The organism is Enterobacter cloacae complex sp., from assembly GCF_900322725.1.
GTDB lineage: Bacteria > Pseudomonadota > Gammaproteobacteria > Enterobacterales > Enterobacteriaceae > Enterobacter > Enterobacter quasihormaechei.
Window position 1 is genome coordinate 1,252,780 of the sequence record NZ_LT991957.1, and the last position, 13,878, is coordinate 1,266,657.

The following is a 13,878-nucleotide window of genomic DNA, read 5'->3' on the forward strand; positions in this document are numbered from 1 at the left end:
GGATGACTATGCTGAACACACGTTTTTCAGTGAGACTGTTACTCACCGCCTGTCTCTGCCTCAGCGCGAGCGTTTACGCGCAGGCGCTCTCGTTTATTGCGCCCAAAGAGAGGCCGCAGCAGGAGGCAAGCAAACCCTGGCCGACAAACCAGTTTCTGGTGCTCGCCTATCACGACGTTGAAGATGATGCTGCCGATCAGCGCTACCTCTCCGTTCGCACCAGCGCGTTAAACGAGCAGATTAGCTGGCTTTTGCATAACGGCTATCACGCCATCAGCGTGCAGGACATTCTCGATGCCCATGACGGAAAGAAAACGCTGCCGCAGAAAGCCGTTTTGCTCAGCTTTGACGATGGCTACAGCAGCTTTTATACCCGCGTCTGGCCGCTGCTTCAGGCATGGAACGTTCCTGCGCTGTGGGCGCCGGTGGGCAGCTGGGTGGATACGCCGTCAAATCAAAAGGTTAACTTCGGCGGTCTGATGACGCCCCGCGATCGGTTCGCGACGTGGGACATGGTGCGCGAGTTAAGCCGCTCCCCGCTGGTTGAAATCGGCGCGCATACCTGGGCCTCACATTACGGCATTCCGGCCAACCCGCAGGGCAGCCGTGAACCGGCCATCGCCAGCCGCTTTTATGATAAAGCGACGGGGCGCTATGAAACTGACGCACAGTTCATCCAGCGGATCGGCGATGACGTGCGCAAGGTGACGGATAAAATAACTCAGGTAACCGGAAAAGCGCCGCGCGCCTGGGTCTGGCCGTACGGAGCAGCCAACGGCACGTCACTGTCTATTGCCAAAAAAGAGGGCTACCGGCTGGCCTTTACCCTGGAAGATGGACTGGGCGACGTGGGCAATCTCAGCAGCATTCCCCGCCTGCTGATTGCCGGGAATCCCTCGCTCAAAACCTTTGCCAGTACGGTCAGCCAGATCCAGGAGCACGATCCCGTGCGCGTCATGCACGTCGATCTCGACTACGTTTACGATCCCGACCCGGCTCAGCAGGCCCAGAATATCAACAAGCTGGTCCAGCGGGTCTACGACATGAAAATAAGCCATGTTTTCCTCCAGGCCTTTGCCGACCCGCAGGGCGACGGCAAAATCAAAGCGCTCTATTTCCCCAACCGCCGGCTTCCGGTTCGGGCCGATCTCTTTAATTTTGTCTCCTGGCAGCTCCAGACCCGGGCGGGCGTGAAGGTCTTCGCGTGGATGCCGGTGCTCTCGTTCGATCTCGATCCTGCCCTGCCGCGCGTTCAGCGTCGGGATCGTCAGACAGGGGCATTGCACGAGGCCACCGATCCCTATATCAGGCTTTCGCCATGGAACCCGCAGGTTCGCCAGCAGGTGACGGAAATCTATGAAGATTTGGCCCGGCATGCCAGCTTCAACGGGATTGTGTTCCATGACGATGCGGTGCTGACGGACGTTGACGATGCCGGGCAGGATACCGCGCGCCAGAGGAGCCAGTTGCTTATTGGGTTCACCCAGGCCTTAAGCCAGGCGGTAAAGGACATTCGTGGTCCGCAAATTAAAACTGCGCGGAATATGTTCGTCTTGCCCATTCTACAACCCGAAAGCGAAGCGTGGTTTGCGCAGAATCTTGATGATTTTCTGGCGGCCTATGACTGGACGGTACCGATGGCAATGCCCCTGATGGAGTCCGTCCCGGTAGAGGAGAGCAATGCATGGCTTACGCGTTTGGTTAAAGCCGTCGCCGCGCGGCCCGGCGCGCTCAATAAGACCATTTTTGAACTCCAGGCGAGAGACTGGTCGCAAACACCGCAACGCCCCGTTCCCGACGAACGTCTGGTGGAGTGGATGCGCGTGCTCCAGCTGAACGGCGTCAAAAACTACGGTTACTACCCCGACGATTTCATTAACAACCAGCCTGCTATGTCCCGCATCAGGCCTGAATTATCTTCCTACTGGTATCCTGACAATGACTGATCGCATTATCGCATTCTCTATTTTATGTCTGGTGTTCGGGCTGCCATTAGGCGTTGCCGCCCTGTTTACCGGCGAGCTGATCCTGGATTTTGTGTTCTTCTGGCCGCTGTTCATGTCCGTATTGTGGATAACCGGCGGTCTCTACTTCTGGTTTCAGCTCGAACGACGCTGGCCGTGGGGCAAAGAAACGCCAGCCCCGATGCTCGCCGGTGAGCCGTTAATTTCCATCCTTATTCCCTGTTTCAACGAGGAAAGGAATGCCAGAGAGACCATCAGCGCAGCGCTGGCTCAGCGGTATGAAAATATTGAAGTTATCGCCATTAATGACGGTTCTTCCGACAACACCGCCCGGGAGCTGCACCAGCTCGCGCTGGAGCAGCCGCGCCTGCGGGTGATTAACCTCGCGGAGAACCAGGGGAAAGCCGTTGCGCTCAAGGCCGGGGCAGCGGCGGCCCGTGGCGATCTGCTGGTCTGCATTGATGGCGACGCCCTGCTTGACCGCGACACGGCGGCGTATCTGGTGGCCCCGCTGATCCAGTATCCCCACGTTGGGGCCGTCACCGGGAATCCGCGCATTCGCACGCGCTCGACGCTGATTGGCCGTATTCAGGTGGGCGAGTTCTCATCCATCATTGGGCTTATCAAACGGACGCAGCGGATCTATGGCCGGGTCTTTACCGTCTCGGGCGTAATCGCCGCCTTTCGCCGCCAGGCGCTGGCGGACGTCGGGTACTGGAGTCCGGACATGATCACGGAAGACATCGACATCAGCTGGAAGCTCCAGCTGCGCCACTGGGATATCTTTTTCGAGCCGCGGGCGCTGTGCTGGATCCTGATGCCGGAGACCCTCAAAGGCCTGTGGAAACAGCGTCTGCGCTGGGCGCAGGGCGGCGCGGAGGTGTTTCTGGTCAACCTTCGCAGAATAGTGCGCTGGGAACACCATCGCATGTGGCCCCTGTTTATGGAGTACGCGCTGTCAACGCTGTGGGCATTTGCTTACGCGGTGACGGTACTGTTATTCCTCATCAGCCATGTCGCGCCGGTGCCCGCCAACCTGACCGTTGAAACCCTCTTTCCACCGGCGTTTACCGGGCTATTGCTGGGCGTTATGTGCCTGATGCAGTTCCTTGTCAGCCTGTACATCGAGCGGCGGTACGAGCGAAAAGTGGCGAGCTCGCTTTTCTGGGTGATTTGGTTCCCGATGGTCTACTGGATGATTGGCCTGTTCACCACCCTTGTTGCATTTCCAAAAGTTATGCTTAAGCGCCAGCGCGCACGCGCACGCTGGATCAGCCCGGACCGGGGAAAAGGACGTCTTCAATGAACGAAAATACCTTAATTTTGACTGAACACCGGCTACTCCCACGCCTTTTCGATACCGCGTTAACGCTGCTGGCGTGGGGAGGATTTCTGTTTTTTCTGTATGCCCGGCTGTGGATGCAGTTAACTGAAGAGAGCGAGTACCGGTGGGGAGACATCATTGCTTCCTTTAACACGGTGCTAATTTATTTGCTGCTCGCCGTGCTCAACGGCTGGCTGCTGATTTTATGGTATCAGTACAATCGTCGACGTACCCACGTAAGACGCCGTCGTGCGGGCTATTTGCACCATGACGAGCTTGCCAGAAGCTTTGACGTTTCACCGCAGCTTATCTCGGAGATGAGCCAGTACAACCTGCTGACGGTCTATCATGACCAGATCGGCCGCATCATTGATCTCAAGATTAGCGAACAGCAGGACGAGGAAGAAGCGTAAGAAAAAGCCCCCGCCGGTTATCCGGCGGGGGCTTTTTGTCGCGGGTATGAATTACTTATCCTTCACCACAATCAGCGGTTCAATATCGCTCTCTTTTTTCACCACCAGCGAGTCATCCCCGCGCAGACAGGTTCCGCCATAGTTCCCGCCCACGGTAAAGGTGCAGACCTGAATGTATTTGCCGTCAACCTTCGGCAGGCACCACAGCTGCTGATAGATATTTTTACGATCGACAAACTTGCCGCTGGATTTATCCAGCAACTCATCCTGAGCGCTGATGAGGTCGATGTTGCTCCCGCAGCGTCCGGCAATAGGCTTAACGGCGTAACCGGTCTGCTTCAGCAGGTCGTTCACCTCGAAGTCGGTATCCAGCAGATAGCGGTGGTTCGGGAACAGCTGCCACAGCACCGGCAGAATCGCCTTGTTACCGGGGATCACCGTCCACAGCGGTTCGAAGACCAGCACTTCAGGGCGCAGAAGGACGTCGATCAGGCGTACTTCACCCTGCGGGTGTCCGGTGCGGATAGGCACGGCGGCGAACTCGGTTTCGCTCACCTCGCGGATCTGCTCAATCGCCGTTTCCCACGCCCAGGTTTTCCATACGCAGTTGACGTGACGGCCTTCATTATCAATCAGTTGCCCGGCAGCATCCCAGCTCAGCGCGCCCAGGCCATGGAGGATTTTGGTTTCAAACCCGGCCTGGATCAGCGAGCGCTGAATAAAGAGCGCGTGGTAATCCTCTTCAGTATCGTTGTCCTGCATGATATGCACGAACGGCCGCGCGTGGCTGTGCTTCCAGGCGCCGGTCAGCTCCTCCAGCAAGCCTTCCGCCGGATTGTGGCCGGTGCCGCGATAGCCGTTTTTCACCCACTCTTCGAGAATGAGCCCGCCCTCGGTATGGCAGGAGGCGGAATCCGCGTTGTACTCGTAAACCTTGATGCCGCGCTCATCCATGCAGAAATCCATACGACCGGTGATCATATGGTGACGACGCCACTGCCAGGAGAGGCGCAGGCGCGGCCAGAGGATTTTCGGGATGTCGAAAAGTGCGAGGAGATTGTCGTCTTTCAGCACCTTGTCTGTGGCGTGGAGGTACATCAGGTGCAGTTCGTTGGTGGCTTTGATCAGCTCCTGCTCGGCGCTTTCGGTAATGGTGAAGTACTGGCAGGGATCTTTGTTGATAACGTGGCCGTTGGCGCGAACGTACGCCTGTTGCAGGGCGTCGTTTTCATTGAGCCATTTCCCGTCAAACTGACGGCTGTTCTTCAGCCGCGCGCCGCTGATTTTCAGCAGCTCACCGTCGATCTCCGGCTGAGGGATGCTGTGTTCAGTCTCCTCCGTCTGGATCATCCAGCCGAGGATCTCGGTATCGCTGAACGTGTCATGAAGCGTATAGCAGCCGTTTTCAACGCTCAGACGCAGCTCGCGCGTCCACTGCTGCCCCAGCGGCAGCGGAGCATGGATCACGTTCTGCTCCGCAATGCGCACCCTATCGTCCAGCAGTTGGGTGATGACGGCCACGTGTCCGGTCTCCTGAAACTCACCGCCCTTTTGCCAGATAAGCAGCGCCCCGGCCTGCGGCGCGCGCTTCGAGCCATTGGCAAAGGCCTGTAACGGCAAAATGTTGTCGTTCACCACCTGGCGTAAAAAACGCAGAGAGAAGATCTCCCACGCCATCCCGACGTCGGTAAAGACAAACCCGTGGTTGAGAAACAGGAAGCGGCGCGCAAACTCAACGCACTGCCATTTATGACCCATGTATTCGTTGCCGATATAGCTGCGAAACTCCGCGTCTTCCGGGTAGTGGCGCGGATCGAGACTGCCATAATTTGAAGAGTAAATCGCCACGCCACCCGGCGCATAACCTAATAACGTCCCGAAGGGTGCGTCACTGCTTAACGTTCCTTTACGCATGTGTCCAACCTAAAACAGGCAGGCGGCAATTTTTTGTGGGGTTGTCGTCGTCTGCACGTTGTAATTAACTGACAGAGGTGGCGTTATCATACACCCGCCCTGACCATTACGCTCGCATCGTTAAACGGTTCCTATATCTCCTGCTACACTGCCTCAACACAACACCAAAAAGGCAGGCCAACATGTCCGAAAATACCTATCAGCCACCGAAAGTGTGGGAATGGAAACAGAATAACGGCGGCGCGTTCGCCAATATCAACCGTCCCGTCTCGGGCGCCACGCACGAGAAAGAGCTCCCCGTGGGCGCGCACCCGCTCCAGCTGTACTCTCTGGGTACGCCGAATGGACAGAAAGTTACCATCATGCTGGAGGAGCTGCTGGCGCTGGGTGTAACGGGCGCGGAATACGACGCATGGCTAATCCGCATCGGTGAGGGCGATCAGTTCTCCAGCGGGTTTGTCGACGTGAACCCGAACTCGAAGATCCCGGCGCTGCGTGACCACTCCACCACCCCGCCGACGCGCGTCTTTGAATCCGGCAATATCCTGCTCTATCTGGCCGAAAAGTTTGGTCACTTCCTGCCAAAAGATCCGGCAGGACGAACGGAAACCCTGAACTGGCTGTTCTGGTTACAGGGCGCGGCCCCGTTCCTCGGCGGCGGTTTCGGCCACTTCTACAACTACGCGCCGGTGAAGATTGAGTACGCTATCGATCGCTTCACCATGGAAGCTAAACGCCTGTTCGACGTGCTGGACAAACAGCTGGCGCGCGGCCGCTACGTGGCAGGCGAAGAGTACACCATCGCCGATATGGCGATCTGGCCGTGGTTTGGCTGCGTGGCGCTGGGCAGCGTTTACAACGCCGCCGAGTTCCTCGACGCCGGGAAGTACACCAACGTGCAGCGCTGGGCAAAAGATGTGGCGAATCGCCCTGGGGTTAAACGCGGACGCATCGTTAACCGCACCAACGGCGAGCTGAGCGAGCAGTTGCATGAGCGCCATTCAGCGAGCGACTTCGATACCCAGACGGAAGATAAACGTCAGGCCTGACGGATGACCGGGCGGTTCGCCGCCCTTCTTCTGCGATGAGAAAAGTGAGTCAGCACGCGTGCGCAAGGAACCTCGTATGTCAGACCAGACGCTGAAAGCAACCCGACAGCAGCGCCTTATCGCTTTGCTGAGTAAAAGCGACTGGCTGACCACCGATGCGCTGTCTGAGAAGCTCTCCGTCAGTAAAGAGACAATCCGCCGGGATCTGAAGTCGTTGCAGCAGCAGGGGAAGCTCCTGCGTCAGCACGGACGAGCGCGTCTGATTCATCCCGATAGCCGCGACAGCGGTGAACCCTTTGGCGCACGGCTGAAAAGCCACTATGCCGACAAAGCCGATATTGCCCGCCACGCGCTAGGCTGGATCAGCGAAGGGATGACCATTGCCCTTGATGCCAGTTCGACCTGCTTTCATCTGGCGCGCCAGCTTCCGGATATCGAACTCACCGTGTTTACCAATAGCCTGCCTATCTGCCACGAGATGGCAAAGCGCGAGCGGATCACGCTTATCTGTTCCGGCGGAACGCTTGAGCGTAAGTATCGCTGCTATGTTAACCCGGCGCTGGTGACGCAGCTAAAAGGGCTGGAGATCGATCTGTTTATCTTCTCGTGTGAAGGGGTCGATGAGCATGGCGTCCTTTGGGATCCGTCCGAGCACAACGCGGGCTTTAAGGCGCTGCTGTTAAGCCGCGCCAGCCAGTCGCTGCTGCTGATCGACAAAAGTAAATTTATGCGGGCAAGCGAAGTGAAAATCGGCCAGCTGTCGCAGGTGACACAGATGATTCAGAGCGATAAACGTCAGGCCGCCAGTGACGGCCTGACGCGATGATGTTACGCGGAGAGACGGAACTTCTGCACTGAGCGCTGAAGCTCTTCAGTCTGCCGCTCCAGTGCGGCGGCGGCGGCAGAAACCTGCTCCACCAGCGAGGCGTTCTGCTGGGTCACGCCGTCCATCTGGGTGATGGCCACGCCCACCTGCGAAATGCCTTTACTCTGCTCCTCTGACGCGGTGGCGATCTGCTTCATAATGACGGTCACCTCCGTCACGTCCCGCAGGATGGCTTCCATCGTCGTGCCGGTATCGTTCACCAGCTGCGCCCCCTGCGCCACGCGGGAAACGGAATCTGCAATCAGCCCTTCGATCTCCTTTGCCGCGTTCGCGCTGCGGCTGGCCAGATTACGCACCTCACCCGCAACGACCGCAAAGCCACGCCCCTGCTCCCCTGCCCGGGCCGCCTCGACCGCGGCGTTAAGCGCCAGAATGTTGGTCTGGAAGGCGATACTGTTAATCACGGAGGTGATTTCAGCAATCTTCTTCGAGCTGGCTGAGATGCCGCTCATGGTGGTGACGACCTCGTCGACCAGCGAACCGCCGCGGCTGGCCGTGCCGGAGGCAATGTCCGCCAGCTGGCTGGCCTGGCGTGCGCTTTCGGCGTTCAGCTTCACGGTTGCGGTAAGCTGCTCCATGCTCGCCGCCGTCTCTTCCAGCGCAGCAGCCTGCTCTTCGGTACGCGAAGAGAGATCGTTATTCCCGCTAGAGATCTCCGTTGCCCCGCGCCAGATATTCTCGCTGCCGGAACGGATGGTGCTGACCGCCTCACGCAGGCTGTCCTGCATGGCGCTCAACAGCGGCACCAGCTGGCCCACGCAGTTGCGGCCAATGGGTTCAATCGGCTGGCTGAGATCGCCCTGCGCAATCTGGCGGAACTGCTGGCGGATGCGTTCCAGCGGCTTCACCAGCAGCGCCACCAGGTAGCGGTCGGTGAAGAGCAGGATCAGCAGACCGACGATCGTGGCGGTAACGATCACCGTCCGGGTTATGCTGGTGAGGCTATCGACCACCACGCGCGTACTGTCGAGCGCCGTCACCGCAGAATTGTTAAAGTTCTCAACCGCGGCGCCAAACGCGCGGCTCAGCGGCGGCGTGACGTTGTTGGCCTGCTGACGATAGCCTTCGAGCGTCGCCTGCTTCGCCTGCGCCATCTGCGGCGTAACGCCCCGATCGAGCAGCGCCTGCCAGGTGGAAATGACCTGCGCAGAGACCTTTTCATCCATCGGGCCCGGGGAGATGGCCTTCATCTCCGCCAGCTTTTTGCTCATGTTATCCAGAGCCTGCTGGGCGGAAGCCAGGTCCGGCGTGCCGCCCGCCGCTTTAACGTCCATCGCGCGGCTCAGGCGGGTGACAAAGCGAAAATACTGATCGTTACCCTGGCTCAATACCGTCATTTGCCGGACCAGCTGACGGTCAACGTCGTTACCATCAGAAACGCGGGACAGAGACCAGGTGCTGTAAAGCCCTACGCCCGCCCACATGACACAAAAGATCCCCAGTATCGTCAGCATGACGAAACGGATGGTGAAATTACGAAGCATGTTCATTGAGTGTTCCTTGCCGTGAGGGTGAATTCGCCCAGAGGCGAGTGCTATCCTCGTTATCGGCAGGGACAGGGGAAAAGATAACCCCTTGTGATGATTTATTTAAGCAGTGCTTATTATTCCAGATGCTTTTTAAACCAGCTTAACGTTCTCGACCAGCCAGCTCGGCTTCGGGCTGGTCATAGCGTGGGCATAATAGTCATCGTAATCAATCAGCTCGTGCGGAAAATTCTTGCTAGTCAGGCGCGTCGTCGCTTATCTCCACGATTTATGATTTGATAGGCTTAGAATAAAAACGCTGTTTCGAAAATTCACCGATAAGAAAGGAGACATCATGTCCTGGCACCCTTACTCCGGCCGATACGAAAATATGCAATACCGATACTGCGGCAAAAGTGGCCTGCGCTTACCGGCGCTGTCGCTGGGCCTGTGGCACAGCTTCGGTCACGTTCAGGCGCTCGATTCCCAGCGTATGCTGCTGCGTAAAGCCTTCGATCTCGGCATTACCCATTTTGACCTTGCCAATAACTACGGCCCTCCTGCGGGCAGCGCTGAAGAGAATTTTGGCCGCCTGCTGCGGGAAGATTTTGCCGGTTATCGCGACGAGCTGATTATCTCCACCAAAGCGGGCTACGACATGTGGCCAGGGCCGTACGGTTCGGGCGGTTCACGTAAATATCTGCTCGCCAGCCTCGACCAGAGCCTGAAACGCATGGGCGTGGAGTATGTGGATATTTTCTATTCTCACCGCGTTGACGAACACACGCCGATGGAAGAGACCGCCGCCGCGCTGGCACACGCGGTGCAGAGCGGAAAAGCGCTGTATGTCGGCATTTCGTCTTACTCCACGGAACGCACGACGGCGATGGCCGAATTGCTGCGCGAGTGGAAGATCCCGCTTTTGATCCACCAGCCGTCTTACAACCTGCTTAACCGCTGGGTCGACAAAACTGGCCTGCTGGACGCGCTGGAGAAAAACGGAACGGGCTGTATCGCCTTTACCCCGCTGGCGCAGGGCCTGCTGACCGGTAAATACCTGAACGGTATTCCGGACGGTTCACGCATGCAGCGGGAAGGAAAGAAAGTGCGCGGCCTGACGGAGAACATGCTGACGGAAGCTAACCTGAGTAGCCTTCGTCTGCTGAATGAAATGGCGCACGCGCGCGGGCAGACGATGGCCCAGATGGCGCTAAGCTGGCTGTTGAAAGACGCGCGCGTGACGTCGGTGCTTATTGGTGCGAGCCGCCCGGAGCAGCTGGAAGAGAACGTGCAGGCGCTGAATAACCTGCGCTTTACCGAAGATGAACTGACGCGCATTGACCAGCACGTGGCGGACGGTGAACTGAATTTGTGGCAGGCGTCGTCGGATAAATAGCGCGCCTGCTGCCCTCACCCCGGCCCTCTCCCACAGGAAGAGGGTTAGGGTGAGGGGCGCGGTGAATTTATTTCTTACTGATCTTATCCAGATACCCCATCACAAACGCCGACAGCACAAACGTCAGGTGGATAATGACATACCACATCAGCTTATTGTCCGGGACGTTCTTCGCGTCCATAAAAACGCGTAACAGGTGAATAGACGAAATCGCCACAATTGACGCCGCGACTTTATTTTTCAGCGAGGAGGCGTCCATTTTCCCCAGCCAGCTGAGCTTTTCTTTATGCTCGGCGATATCAAGCTGAGAGACGAAATTCTCATAACCGGAGAACATCACCATCACCAGTAATCCCCCCACCAGCGTCATATCCACCAGCGACAGCAGAACCAGAATCAAATCGGCTTCTGCCACGGAGAAAATGTTTGGCAGGACGTGGAAAATCTCCTGGAAGAACTTGATCGTCAGAGCGACCAGCGCCAGGGAAAGACCAAAATAGACGGGTGCGAGCAGCCAGCGAGAGGCATACATTGCGTTTTCAAAAAAGCGTTCCATAAAATCCTGTCTGCAAACGAAACCAGCGCTCAGTATATCTCAACTACACATCGTTGGGATCTACATCCGGGCGCGCATACTCCGGCCAGACCAGCGCAACCAGTTCCGGGTAGGCTTCCAGGCTAAACTCGCGAAAACACTGGCGCAAATTTAATACGTCCAAATCGGAGTACGACACCTTCTCACCATTCAGACAGCGCTTTTTGATATTGTCATAATATTTATAGACGGCGGAATTAAGGTCGCTACAGCGGCGCTGCGCATCGAACAGGCCGGGCGTGTCATTAATGTCGGACATTTTCATCCGCTTAATTGTCGCATGAAGAAAATCGATATATTCGTGATTCACCCGCCAGTACCACACCGGCGTCACGGCGTTCATCAATACGGAGAAATGATCTTCCCCCTCCTCTTTGGACATCAATTCAGGCGGTGGCGGTTCACTGACGTCTTTTGACACTTTCGTTTTATTAAACTCTTGCATCAATAAAAGCACGCCAGCGGTCAGTAATAGTAACGTTATGACCGTAAAGAAAATGCTGTTCATGGGTAGGCTCCATTTTTTTTGATTTTAAAATTGCCTCATGTTATTGTCAACGAATCTCACCCTTTTTCCAACCCCACCCTTTTGAAATTAAAGGAAATTAAAATGCTGCCCGACAATATTGTCCCGGCAAAGTACCACATTACGCCTGTGGAACAGCCTTCGACGGAAGCAGATAAAGAGGCGAATTTCACTCAAGGAAAAAGAAAACTCTCCGACTACGAAGCCGACATATTAATTGGTGTTTCGCGCACCGGCAAATCTCGTAATATGGTGCTGGAAGAGCATGATCGCCATTTAAAAGAACGTTTATTTCGGGCCATCAAGATTGAAGCTCTGGTTCATCTGCTGAATGATTTACAGGCCGAAGGGGAAATAGATGCCCAGACTTTAAGTCAAATAATGGCCGAGAAAACGCAGCAAATAAATGAAGCGGGCAATGAAATTTGGCTTAATTTAATTACGCGTGAAAAAAACAATCCCATTTTTTATCAGCTGGGGGAAGATTAACGTGAATAATGATACCGGTAATAACGTTTATTTGACTTTAGATGATAAGAAAAGCGATGAATTTATCTTAAAGCAAAATCTCGACGCCCTCAAAAAGATAAAAAATGACGAGATGACGCGAATTACGCAGGATTTAATTTCAATTCCGGCCACGCTGGTGCGCCTGAAATGGCAGAACCGCCGGGAGATTTATGCCTTGCAGGTCAAAGAGGAAATTTACGGCGCGGTGATGAACGCCATTATCGAACAGCACCCTGAGCTTAAGGAGAAGATCCTCGGGCGGCTGGAGGCGAGCTATCAGTACCTGCTGGCACGCGAAACCGCCACCCTGCGCCTGACCCGTAAACTCTCGGAAGGCAACTATCGCACATCAAACGTCACCTGCGTGGCGCTCGATGAAGAGGCGTCAACAACATCTTCCGACTGCTGACAACGTGGTTCGCCCGGCGGCGCTAGCCTGAGATTGTAGGCCGGGTAAGGCGAAGCCGCCACCCGGCACGGAAGGCGGCAAAAGCCATCGTTTTACTTCGCGGCCGCTTTCTCTTCGCCGACCAGACCAATCTTCAGGTAACCCGCCTGATGCAGCGTGTCCATTACCTTCATCATGGTTTCGTAATCGACGGTTTTATCCGCGCGGAAGAAAACGGTGGTGTCTTTCTTGCCGCCGGTTAGCTGGTCCAGCGCCGGAATAACCGAGGCATCCGTCACCGGATCGTTGCCCAGGAACATGGATTTATCAGCCTTCACCGACAGGTAGATAGGCTTTTCCGGACGCGGCTGCGGCTGGCTGGAGGATGCAGGCAGATTCACTTTTACGTCCACCGTCGCCAGCGGCGCGGCAACCATAAAGATAATCAGCAGAACCAGCATGACGTCGATAAACGGCGTCACGTTGATCTCATGCATTTCACCGTTATCGTCCAGATTTTCATTAAGACGCATTGCCATACAATCAACCTACGCGCAGTTTGGAGGCCGCATGCACCGGCTTAACGGCGCTGGCGTTCAGGTCCAGGTCGCGGCTTTGCAGCAGCAGAACCTGCGCGGCAACGTCGCCCAGCGTGGCTTTGTAACTGCCAATCATGCGCGCAAAGATGTTATAGATAACCACCGCCGGGATAGCGGCAACCAGACCGATAGCCGTTGCCAGCAGCGCTTCTGCGATACCCGGCGCGACGACCGCAAGGTTAGTGGTCTGCGTCTGGGCGATACCGATAAAGCTGTTCATGATGCCCCAGACGGTACCAAACAGGCCGACGAACGGGGAGATGGCGCCGATAGTTGCCAGGTAGCCGTTACCGCGGCCCATATGACGGCCTACGGCTGCAACGCGACGCTCCAGACGGAACCCGGTACGCTCTTTAATGCCTTCGTTATCTTCACTGCCTGCGGAGAGTTCCAGCTCGTTCTGAGCTTCATTCACTAACAGGGTAGTCAGGCTTTTCGCATGGAAGGATGAGGTGATATCAGAAGCCTGATCCAGAGAGCGGGCTTCTGCCAGCTGCTTCTGCTCACGCTTGAGGCGACGTTTTTGTGAAAGAAGTTCGGCGCTCTTGCTGAAGAAGATAGCCCAGGTGATCACGGACGCCAGAATCAGGCCGATCATCACAATCTTAACTACGATGTCAGCATGATGGTACATGCCCCAAACGGAAAGATCCGTCTGCATCAAATTATTACCCACTCTGTATCTCCAGGACGCAAATCACAAATCTGAACGTAATAATATCAAAACGTCGTCGAATTGATAGTAGTTCTCATTAGTATTTACATAGTGCCGTAATTTTCGCTCACTTTCCTTGCGCTTACGCAGTAAAAATTTTTTATGCGTATTTTTAATAATATTTTCTGCTTAT

14 protein-coding genes are annotated in these 13,878 nt (G+C 55.9%); 8 read left to right on the forward strand and 6 right to left on the reverse strand.

The window, feature by feature from the left end; all coding sequences use genetic code 11:
- The first annotated feature begins 8 nt into the window (after nt 1-8).
- From pgaB to pgaD, 3 genes are read left to right on the forward strand one after another with little or no spacing between them, the layout of a single operon-like run.
- On the forward strand, nt 9-1,946 hold the full coding sequence (gene pgaB / locus DBR02_RS06335; RefSeq protein ID WP_107533781.1) for a poly-beta-1,6-N-acetyl-D-glucosamine N-deacetylase PgaB: 1,938 nt from the start codon (nt 9-11) through the stop codon (nt 1,944-1,946).
- Entirely contained in the window at nt 1,939-3,270 is a 1,332-nt protein-coding gene (gene pgaC / locus DBR02_RS06340; RefSeq protein WP_063451196.1) for a poly-beta-1,6-N-acetyl-D-glucosamine synthase, read from the forward strand. Before pgaB ends, pgaC begins: the two co-directional genes overlap by 8 nt.
- Nucleotides 3,267-3,701, forward strand: a complete 435-nt coding sequence (pgaD, locus tag DBR02_RS06345) for a poly-beta-1,6-N-acetyl-D-glucosamine biosynthesis protein PgaD (RefSeq protein ID WP_063451195.1) — start codon at nt 3,267-3,269, stop codon at nt 3,699-3,701. Before pgaC ends, pgaD begins: the two co-directional genes overlap by 4 nt.
- A 51-nt stretch (nt 3,702-3,752) precedes the next feature.
- On the opposite strand, the gene gss is transcribed toward pgaD, so the two are convergent.
- A complete protein-coding gene (gene gss / locus DBR02_RS06350) occupies nt 3,753-5,615 on the reverse strand; it encodes a bifunctional glutathionylspermidine amidase/synthase (protein WP_107533783.1) in 1,863 nt (620 codons plus the stop codon).
- 182 nt (nt 5,616-5,797) lie between these two features.
- Here gss and yghU point away from each other — a divergent pair, with 182 nt between their 5' ends.
- Both yghU and fucR read left to right on the forward strand, forming a co-directional pair.
- Entirely contained in the window at nt 5,798-6,664 is an 867-nt protein-coding gene (gene yghU / locus DBR02_RS06355; RefSeq protein WP_063451193.1) for a glutathione-dependent disulfide-bond oxidoreductase, read from the forward strand.
- A gap of 91 nt (nt 6,665-6,755) precedes the next feature.
- Nucleotides 6,756-7,490: an L-fucose operon activator gene (fucR, locus tag DBR02_RS06360; protein WP_233157820.1), complete on the forward strand. Its 735-nt coding sequence runs from the start codon at nt 6,756-6,758 to the stop codon at nt 7,488-7,490.
- Between the two features lie 2 nt (nt 7,491-7,492).
- On the opposite strand, the gene DBR02_RS06365 is transcribed toward fucR, so the two are convergent.
- Complete coding sequence (locus DBR02_RS06365) at nt 7,493-9,040, reverse strand: methyl-accepting chemotaxis protein (RefSeq protein ID WP_064909947.1); 1,548 nt, start codon at nt 9,038-9,040, stop codon at nt 7,493-7,495.
- Nucleotides 9,041-9,371: 331 nt separating this feature from the next.
- Between DBR02_RS06365 and DBR02_RS06370 the strand changes: the two genes are divergently transcribed.
- Nucleotides 9,372-10,412 (forward strand): aldo/keto reductase, encoded by a 1,041-nt coding sequence (locus tag DBR02_RS06370; protein ID WP_107533787.1) that lies wholly within the window; start codon nt 9,372-9,374, stop codon nt 10,410-10,412.
- Between the two features lie 67 nt (nt 10,413-10,479).
- On the opposite strand, the gene DBR02_RS06375 is transcribed toward DBR02_RS06370, so the two are convergent.
- Nucleotides 10,480-10,968, reverse strand: a complete 489-nt coding sequence (locus DBR02_RS06375; protein WP_003862473.1) for a TIGR00645 family protein — start codon at nt 10,966-10,968, stop codon at nt 10,480-10,482.
- A gap of 43 nt (nt 10,969-11,011) precedes the next feature.
- Entirely contained in the window at nt 11,012-11,515 is a 504-nt protein-coding gene (locus DBR02_RS06380) for an ESA_00282 family adhesion-associated protein (protein WP_107533789.1), read from the reverse strand.
- Nucleotides 11,516-11,617: 102 nt separating this feature from the next.
- On the opposite strand from DBR02_RS06380, the gene DBR02_RS06385 reads away from it, so the two are divergent.
- Entirely contained in the window at nt 11,618-12,022 is a 405-nt protein-coding gene (locus DBR02_RS06385; RefSeq protein WP_063867777.1) for a hypothetical protein, read from the forward strand.
- 1 nt (nt 12,023) lies between these two features.
- Nucleotides 12,024-12,452, forward strand: coding sequence for a cytoplasmic protein (locus tag DBR02_RS06390; RefSeq protein ID WP_107533791.1), 429 nt, complete (start codon nt 12,024-12,026; stop codon nt 12,450-12,452).
- A 92-nt stretch (nt 12,453-12,544) separates the two neighbouring features.
- Here the strand turns inward: DBR02_RS06390 and exbD are convergent, their stop codons facing one another.
- Nucleotides 12,545-12,970, reverse strand: a complete 426-nt coding sequence (gene exbD / locus DBR02_RS06395) for a TonB system transport protein ExbD (protein WP_001251472.1) — start codon at nt 12,968-12,970, stop codon at nt 12,545-12,547.
- Nucleotides 12,971-12,974: 4 nt separating this feature from the next.
- The gene (gene exbB / locus DBR02_RS06400) at nt 12,975-13,706 is read right to left on the reverse strand and encodes a tol-pal system-associated acyl-CoA thioesterase (protein WP_063451187.1); all 732 of its coding nucleotides are present in this window, start codon (nt 13,704-13,706) and stop codon (nt 12,975-12,977) included.
- Nucleotides 13,707-13,878 lie beyond the last annotated feature (172 nt).